General features: G+C 35.6%; 10 protein-coding genes. 7 read left to right on the top strand and 3 right to left on the bottom strand.

The window, feature by feature from the left end:
• The first annotated feature begins 32 nt into the window (after positions 1-32).
• Positions 33-452, top strand: coding sequence for a nucleoside-diphosphate kinase (locus WBN20_RS15525; RefSeq protein WP_424282340.1), 420 nt, complete (start codon positions 33-35; stop codon positions 450-452).
• Between the two features lie 39 nt (positions 453-491).
• On the opposite strand, the gene WBN20_RS15520 is transcribed toward WBN20_RS15525, so the two are convergent.
• The 3 genes from WBN20_RS15520 to recF are packed head-to-tail and all read right to left on the bottom strand — an operon-like array spanning position 492 to position 2,285.
• Positions 492-785, bottom strand: coding sequence for a DUF721 domain-containing protein (locus WBN20_RS15520; RefSeq protein WP_424271809.1), 294 nt, complete (start codon positions 783-785; stop codon positions 492-494).
• Complete coding sequence (locus WBN20_RS15515) at positions 785-1,204, bottom strand: hypothetical protein (protein ID WP_424271810.1); 420 nt, start codon at positions 1,202-1,204, stop codon at positions 785-787. The genes WBN20_RS15520 and WBN20_RS15515 overlap by 1 nt, the downstream gene beginning before the upstream one ends.
• A gap of 1 nt (position 1,205) precedes the next feature.
• Positions 1,206-2,285 (bottom strand): DNA replication/repair protein RecF, encoded by a 1,080-nt coding sequence (gene recF, locus WBN20_RS15510; protein WP_424274879.1) that lies wholly within the window; start codon positions 2,283-2,285, stop codon positions 1,206-1,208.
• A 115-nt stretch (positions 2,286-2,400) separates the two neighbouring features.
• On the opposite strand from recF, the gene WBN20_RS15505 reads away from it, so the two are divergent.
• The 6 genes from WBN20_RS15505 (at position 2,401) to WBN20_RS15480 (ending at position 7,573) form a co-directional block, all read left to right on the top strand.
• On the top strand, positions 2,401-3,168 hold the full coding sequence (locus WBN20_RS15505) for a tetratricopeptide repeat protein (RefSeq protein ID WP_424282339.1): 768 nt from the start codon (positions 2,401-2,403) through the stop codon (positions 3,166-3,168).
• On the top strand, positions 3,169-3,645 hold the full coding sequence (gene ribH / locus WBN20_RS15500; protein WP_424282338.1) for a 6,7-dimethyl-8-ribityllumazine synthase: 477 nt from the start codon (positions 3,169-3,171) through the stop codon (positions 3,643-3,645).
• 166 nt (positions 3,646-3,811) lie between these two features.
• Entirely contained in the window at positions 3,812-4,102 is a 291-nt protein-coding gene (locus WBN20_RS15495; protein ID WP_424272959.1) for a riboflavin synthase subunit beta, read from the top strand.
• On the top strand, positions 4,102-5,952 hold the full coding sequence (gene mutL, locus WBN20_RS15490; RefSeq protein WP_424282337.1) for a DNA mismatch repair endonuclease MutL: 1,851 nt from the start codon (positions 4,102-4,104) through the stop codon (positions 5,950-5,952). Before WBN20_RS15495 ends, mutL begins: the two co-directional genes overlap by 1 nt.
• On the top strand, positions 5,953-6,696 hold the full coding sequence (locus WBN20_RS15485; RefSeq protein WP_424282336.1) for a rhomboid family intramembrane serine protease: 744 nt from the start codon (positions 5,953-5,955) through the stop codon (positions 6,694-6,696).
• 1 nt (position 6,697) lies between these two features.
• Positions 6,698-7,573 (top strand): rhomboid family intramembrane serine protease, encoded by an 876-nt coding sequence (locus WBN20_RS15480; protein ID WP_424282335.1) that lies wholly within the window; start codon positions 6,698-6,700, stop codon positions 7,571-7,573.
• The last annotated feature ends 265 nt before the right edge of the window (positions 7,574-7,838 follow it).

The following is a 7,838-nucleotide window of genomic DNA, read 5'->3' as shown; positions in this document are numbered from 1 at the left end:
AAGAAAATGTATTTTTGCCCAAAATTTTATAAATGACAGCTAACAGAACTTTTACAATGATTAAACCAGATGCGGTTGAAAATGGACATATTGGAGCCATTTTAGAAAAAATCACATCTGCAGGTTTTAAGATCATAGCTATGAAATATACTCAGTTGAGCAGGCGTGATGCCCAGCAGTTTTATGACATTCACCGTGACCGACCATTTTTTGGTGAGTTGATTCAGTTTATGACCAGAGGACCAATTGTTTCTGCTATTTTAGAGAAAGATAATGCAGTAGATGACTTTAGAGCCTTAATAGGGGCTACAAATCCTATGGAAGCTGCTGAAGGAACTATTCGAAAATTATTCGCAAAAGATATAGGTGAGAATGCAATACACGGTTCAGATAGTGATGAAAACGCTGCTATAGAAGGAAGTTTCCATTTTTCAGGCAGGGAAATTTACTAAAGCCAATAGTACAAAAAAAACATAAATAAAACTTACCGGTTATCTTAATACAATATTTTTGACAAGGTCTTTTTTCAATTCTTCATTGATCATATCTATGATTTTGGATTTACCATGACTTAGTTCTTCTCGTAATACAGAAGATGAAAGTGAGACAAAAAGAGTATCATTTCGTAGCTCTACTGCGGTAGTATAGTTATTCACTCCGTTGTCCATTATCTTCTCCCAGGCTTTCTTGACCATTACCTTATCTATGCCTTTCTGCAATTTATTTTCTTTAATAAATGCATTCAAAGCTTCACTCAGAGAATGTAGATTTTTTTCTTTAGCCATTACTTTTTTGCATTGATTGGCACAAACCTTCTGTAATGATAAGATAGGCCTTCTTTATTTTTGAGAACCATATTGGTTTTAGTAATCTCAGTTATTTGCTCTTCCCATGAACTTAAGTCATTCTGGTAACGCATCCAAAAAAAACCATCTCTTTCGATTATTTGGAATGATTCTGCATCATTGGAAGTATTATAAGTTCCGTCAAATCTGGGTTGTACTTTCTTGCGAAAACCTATCTTATTATTATATTCAAAATAATCAATAGTCATGTTTACGTCATATTCTTTGCTTTCTCCATCAGGAAATTTAACTTCTTTAATTTCCCAATATCCGCTAATATGATTTAAATCTGAAACGGATATTTTTTCAGAACACGCCAGAAAGCATATAAATGAAAGCAATGAGACCAGCTTACGCATACTACAATTTAAAAATTTTATAGGATTGATGAATAGATTTCACAACATTTTCCGTCCGCTCTGGATGAGTGTCACTAATAAATATTTGCCCAAAATTTTCAGCATCAACTAAGGTTATAATATGTTTTACCCTGCTCTCATCCAATTTATCAAAGATATCATCCAAAAGCATTATCGGGGTCGTACCGGCATGTGCCTTTAAAAAGTGAAACTGAGCAAACTTTAAAGCAATTAAAAATGATTTTTGCTGCCCCTGACTACCAAATTTCTTTATTGGATAATCTTCAATTTCAAAGCGAAGATCATCTTTATGAATCCCTGAGGAGGTGTATTGCAATGCTTTATCTTTATCAATATTGTTTTCAAGGAGGGATAATAGATCTTGTGAGAACAATTTACTTTCATAATGTAGGTTAACCAATTCCTGACCGCCGGAAATTGCTAAGAATTGTTCTTTAAAAATAGGAGTGAAATCTTCGATAAAAGCCGTCCGTTTTTCAAAAATACTTGCTCCAAAACCGTTTAGCTGCTCGTTATAAACAGAAATTGTTGCATGGTCAAAAGAATGGTTGACCGCAAAATATTTCAGCAGGGTATTGCGCTGTTGAAGTATTTTATTGTATTTCAGAAGTGTTTGCAGATACTCCTTATCAGACTGTGATATAACACTGTCCAAAAATTTTCTTCTAATATCACTTCCCTCAAGAATTAAATCTCTGTCGGCTGGTGAAATAATAACTAAAGGTAGTAGGCCAATATGATCAGATAGGCGATCATATATTTTATTATTTCTTTTTATGATCTTTTTCATCCCTTTTTTGAGGCTGCAAACAATCTTTTCATTCCTGTCTTTGAGTTTAAAAGTGCCTTCAATAATAAAAAACTCCTCTCCGTGTCTTATATTCTGACTGGCCAGCGGGTTAAAGTAACTTTTGCCAAATGCGAGATGATAAATAGCATCAAGTACATTGGTTTTTCCTTTACCGTTATCACCAACAAAACAATTCGTTTTGGAATCGAATTCAAATTGTTGTGCCTCAAAATTTTTGTAGTTAACCAGTGATAAATTCTTCAGAAACATTAGGAAGGTAATTTGGCAATAAACTTGGAAGGTGCAAATTATCGAAAAATAACGAATAATTTGGCTTTTGGTTTTAGATAAAAACTTTATTTTTGCGCGACCAATAAATATAAAGATGGCAACATATAAGAAAAGGGGTTATAAGCCTAAAAACAAAGCCGAAGAAAGAGAACTTGATTCTAAGCATAGTGCGACGGCCGAGGTTTTTAGCAGCCTGGATGAAAGTGCTTCCAGATCAGAACAATGGGTAGCCAAAAATCAAAATTATATCCTTGGCCTGATAGGTGTCATTGCTATAACTGTTTTGGGCTATCTTTCTTATAATCAGTTCATTCAGAAACCTAAAGAAGCAAATGCTGCTAATGAACTTTTTTATCCTCAACAATATTTTGATCAGGCCTTAAATACTACAACGGAAAAGGATTCACTGTTTACTTTAGCATTAAATGGAGCCGAAGGTAAATATGGTTTTCTGGATATTATCGATGAATACAAAGGGACAAAAGCAGCCAACCTGGCAAATTATTCTGCTGGTATGGCTTATTTGAACATGAAACAATATGATGATGCCATCGGACACTTGGAAAATTTTTCTTCAGATGATGCCATCCTTGGTGCACTGGCGAAAGGGGGAATTGGAGATGCCTTTATGCAACTGGGACAACCCACAGATGCTTTAGGTTACTATGAATTGGCATTTGCCCACAATATAAATGATTATACGACTCCAAGATTTCTCTATAAAGCCGGAGTTACTGCTATGGAACTTAATCAGAATGATAAGGCGCTTCAGTATTTCCAGAGAATAAAAGATGAATTTTCAAATTCAGAAGAAGCCCAAACTATAGACGCCTTTATAGGAATGGCTAAAAGCAAAAAATAGATGGCTAGGTCCAATAAAAATCTGTCAGTTTATGACAGGAAAACAATCCCAAACGCAAAGACTCTTCGCTTTGGGATTGTTGTTTCAGAATGGAATCCGGATATTACTGAAAACTTATATAAAGGGGCTGAAGCCGCATTATTGGATTGTGGTGCAATTCCCGGGAACATTTTAAGGTGGAATGTTCCGGGTAGTTTTGAGTTGACTTTTGGGTGTAAAAAAATGATACAGCAAAATAATCCGGATGCTGTTATTGCAATGGGCAGCGTAATACGCGGAGAAACCAAACACTTTGATTTTGTTTGCAGCGCTACGGCACAGGGAATAAAAGACCTGAATGTAATTTCCGATACCCCCGTGATTTTTTGCGTATTAACCGATGATAATCTTCAACAGGCAAAGGACAGAAGTGGCGGAAAGTTTGGAAATAAGGGAACGGAAGCTGCAATTGCCGCAATTAAAATGGCATTACTTTAACTGATTGCTCTTGATACTTAATTCTTTTTTTATTCACTTTTAGACACAATTGGATTATATTGTTTAATGTACTCTTAATAATGGGCATGCTGTAAACTGTTAACAATTTTTGGGAAGGATATATCTTCATGTTTTTTGATTTTAAGTAACTTTGAGCGATAGATATATGGGAAAATTTTCAAAACTTCGAAGGAATAGAAAATATAATTATACGCCGCGTTATTATGACGACAAGGGTGAGGGTAGCCCATTTAAAATACAGCCAAAACTTGATAAATATCGCACTACAATAGATGCACCAAGAGGTTTAAAGGGGAAGTTCAGAAATGCAATGGATGATATCAAGAAAGCTGGCGACCGAAATTTAAAATTAAGAATGCTTGTTATAATCGCTATCCTTATCCTTATATTCCTGTATATTATCGATTTTGATTTATCAATCTTCTATTCAAACTAATGCCGGATATTATACAACTTTTGCCAGACCATGTGGCCAATCAGATAGCTGCTGGTGAAGTAGTTCAACGCCCGGCTTCTGTGGTGAAAGAGTTGCTGGAGAATGCCATTGATGCAGGAGCCACTACCATAAAACTAATAGTAAAAGAAGGAGGAAAGACCCTGATCCAGATTGTTGATGACGGATTGGGTATGAGTGTAACCGATGCCAGATTGAGTTTTGAAAGGCACGCCACTTCTAAAATCAATTGTGCAGAGGATTTATTTCAACTGGACACAAAGGGTTTTCGTGGAGAAGCCCTGGCCTCTATTGCTGCTATAGCGCATGTTGAAATGAATACCCGTCCGGCAGGTGATGAAGTCGGTACGCTTATTAAAATTGAAGGAAGTAAGATGTTATCCCAAGAAGTTACCGTAACACCTAAAGGAACATCTGTATCTGTAAAGAATCTCTTTTTTAATATCCCGGCAAGGAGAAAATTCTTAAAGTCCAACCAGGTAGAATTACGTCATATAACTGATGAATTCCACCGGGTAGCCCTAGCACATCCTTCGGTACACTTTTATTTTTATAACAATAACAGTGAGCTTTTTAACTTACCTTCAACGAATTTAAAAAAGCGAGTTGTTCATATATTTGGGATTAAAACAAAAGAAAAATTAGTACCTGTAGAGGAAGAAACCCAGGTGGTAAAGATATCAGGTTTTATTTGCAAACCGGAATACGCTAAAAAAAGCAGGGGAGAGCAGTTTTTCTTTGTGAATAATCGGTTTATAAAAAGCCCGTATCTCCATCATGCGGTTATGGCTTCTTTTGAAGGGCTGTTGAGACCAGATACAAGTCCGGGATACTTTTTATATCTCAAGGTTGATCCATCATCAATAGATATTAATATACACCCTACAAAGACAGAAATTAAGTTTGATGATGAACATACCTTATACGCTATACTCAAATCAACAATAAAGCACAGCTTAGGACAGTTTAATGTAAGTCCGGTTTTAGATTTTGACAAAGATCAGAATTTAGACACACCTTATGTACTATCAAATATGCAGGTACAACAGCCTGGTATTACTATTGATCCTGGCTATAATCCATTTAAGGAAAGCGGATTTGAGAATGGCACCAAAAAGTCCTTTCCAAGGCAATCACCTGGGGATTGGGAAAGTATGTATGTAGGTTTGGAGTCAAAAGTTGGCAGGGGTGAGGATTTTAGTTCGGTACATTTTGAATCTGACACTATCACAGGTTCAATATTTGAGGAAGAGCAGGAATTAGTTGGAATAGGGGCAACCACATTTCAGCTTCGAAGGAAATATATAGTAACGACCATAAAATCTGGGATGCTTATTATAGACCAGGGACGTGCACATCAACGAGTGTTATATGAAAAATTTCTTAAAAGTATAACAGTAAAGGAAACTTTAAGCCAGCAACTACTTTTTCCTATATCATTCATTTTTTCAAAGACAGAATTGGCGATTCTTAAGGAAATTAAAGGTAGTTTAACCTCTCTGGGTTTTGCGTTCGGTCCTTTTACTCAGGATGAACTCCAAATAACCGGAATTCCCCAGCTTATTAATGAGAGTGAAATAGGTATTATACTGGATCAATTAATATCTGATTATCAGTTGGAGATTAATGGGAGCGGATTTACTCAGTCTGAGGTATTATCAAAAGCACTTTGTAAATCTTTGGCTGTAAAAACGGGAGAAATATTGGATAATGAGTCACAACAGGCTTTGGTAAATGCATTGTTTGCATGTAAGGAAACTAATCGAAGTCCGTTTAACAAATTAATTTACGTTACGGTAACAGAGCGTGATATTGAAAATAAATTTATTTAGATGGGAAAACTAACTGATGCTATAAAGCATCTACTAATTGTCAATGTGTTGTTCTTCGTGGCGACCAATTTATTTGGAGATCAAATGTATCAATGGTTTTCATTGTGGTTTCCGGAGAATGAGAATTTTGGAATTTGGCAGATTTTATCCCATATGTTCATGCATGGCGGATTTATGCATATTTTATTTAACATGTATGCGCTCTGGGCTTTTGGCACGCCATTGGAGCGAATGTGGGGTCGGAATAAGTTTTTGTTTTTCTATTTCTCAGCTGGAATTGGGGCGGCACTTATACATTCAGGTGTAAATTATTATTATTTTAATCAGGGGATTGAGGCCCTTGTGAATTCAGGAATAGCCAAAAGCCAGATTATGGAAATTATTGCGGGTGGCCAATATAGTCCAGACTGGTATAATTATGCGCCGCGTAGTGTTATAGATAATTTTTTAAGTGCTTATAATACGCCCGCCGTAGGTGCTTCGGGAGCTATTTACGGAATATTGGTGGCTTTTGGAATGTCTTATCCAAATAGTGAATTATTCCTTATCTTCTTACCTGTTCCCATTAAGGCTAAATATTTCATTCCTGTATTAATAGGTCTGGACCTGTTCTCGGGAGTTACCGGATATTCCATATTTGGCGATGGAATTGCCCATTTTGCCCATGTAGGCGGAGCCCTTTTTGGATTTCTAATGATGTGGTACTGGAAAAAAAATCAGGATAATAAAAATCGATGGGACTAGAATGAATTCTGGAAATTTAAAATATCAATTTGCACGGCTAAGTATAGCAGAAAAATTAATTGCAGTAAACGTATTTGTTTTTATTGTAAACGGATTATTTACTTTCTTAATGGGAATGCCTTCCAATTCATTGATCCGCTGGTTTGAATTGCCTAAAGATTTTATCGACTTTATTTCACAACCATGGTCTCTTGTTACCTATTCATTTTTTCACGGGGATATCTGGCACTTATTTTGGAATATGATAATGCTTTATTTCTCAGGAAGAATATTTCTTAATCTTTTTGGCCCTAAAAAGTTCATAAGCGTTTATTTTTTGGGTGTCATTTTGGGAGGATTAATCTTTTTATTAAGCTATAATGTATTTCCCGCTCTCCTGGTCACCAATACAGCCCTAATTGGTGCATCTGCTGGTGTGACTGCCGTTTTAATTTTTGTATGTGCTTATATTCCTAACCAGGAAGTAAGGCTCTTTATTTTCAATGTAAAGTTGTGGTATATTGGAGCTTTTTTTGTTTTGGTAGATTTAATTCAGATACCATCCGGTGGAAATGCAGGTGGGCATCTTGCTCATTTAGGAGGAGCTTTACTGGGATATGTTTATGCCAGGCAGCTTTTAAAAGGAAGGGACATTGGAGAAGGATTTACAAGAATGTTGGAAAGTCTTGAAGGTCTTTTTAAGAAGAAGGAGAAAAAGGCGCCTTTAAAAACTGTATATAGAAGAGCAAAAGGAAAGGGCGTTTCAAATGCAAATTACGACAGGGAAAGTAAACAACGCAAGATTGATACCATCCTAGATAAAATAAGTAAATCGGGCTATGAAAGCCTATCCAAATCAGAAAAAGATTTCTTATTTAAGGCAGGTAAAGATGACTAGACTGTGAGAGAATTATCATTTATTGACAAGGTAGTTTTTTTTTTAAACTTGATAATTGGTGTAGCTCTATTATTGTCATGTCTTGCACCTTATATTTCCGTAAAGACCTTCTTTCCTCTAGCTTTTTTGAGTTTGTTCTTTCCAATAATTTTTATCATCAACATTCCATTTATTTTTTACTGGATATTTAGAAAACAAAAGATATTTATTCTGTCATTTTCAGCTGTCCTTATTTCATATTTCACTTTTGGTTCTTTTTTTAGAT

It is taken from the genome of Eudoraea sp. (assembly GCF_049665975.1).
In the GTDB taxonomy this organism is placed as follows: Bacteria; Bacteroidota; Bacteroidia; order Flavobacteriales; family Flavobacteriaceae; genus Eudoraea.
Note: the sequence above shows the minus strand (reverse complement) of the source record. Positions and strands in the feature narration are given on the sequence as shown.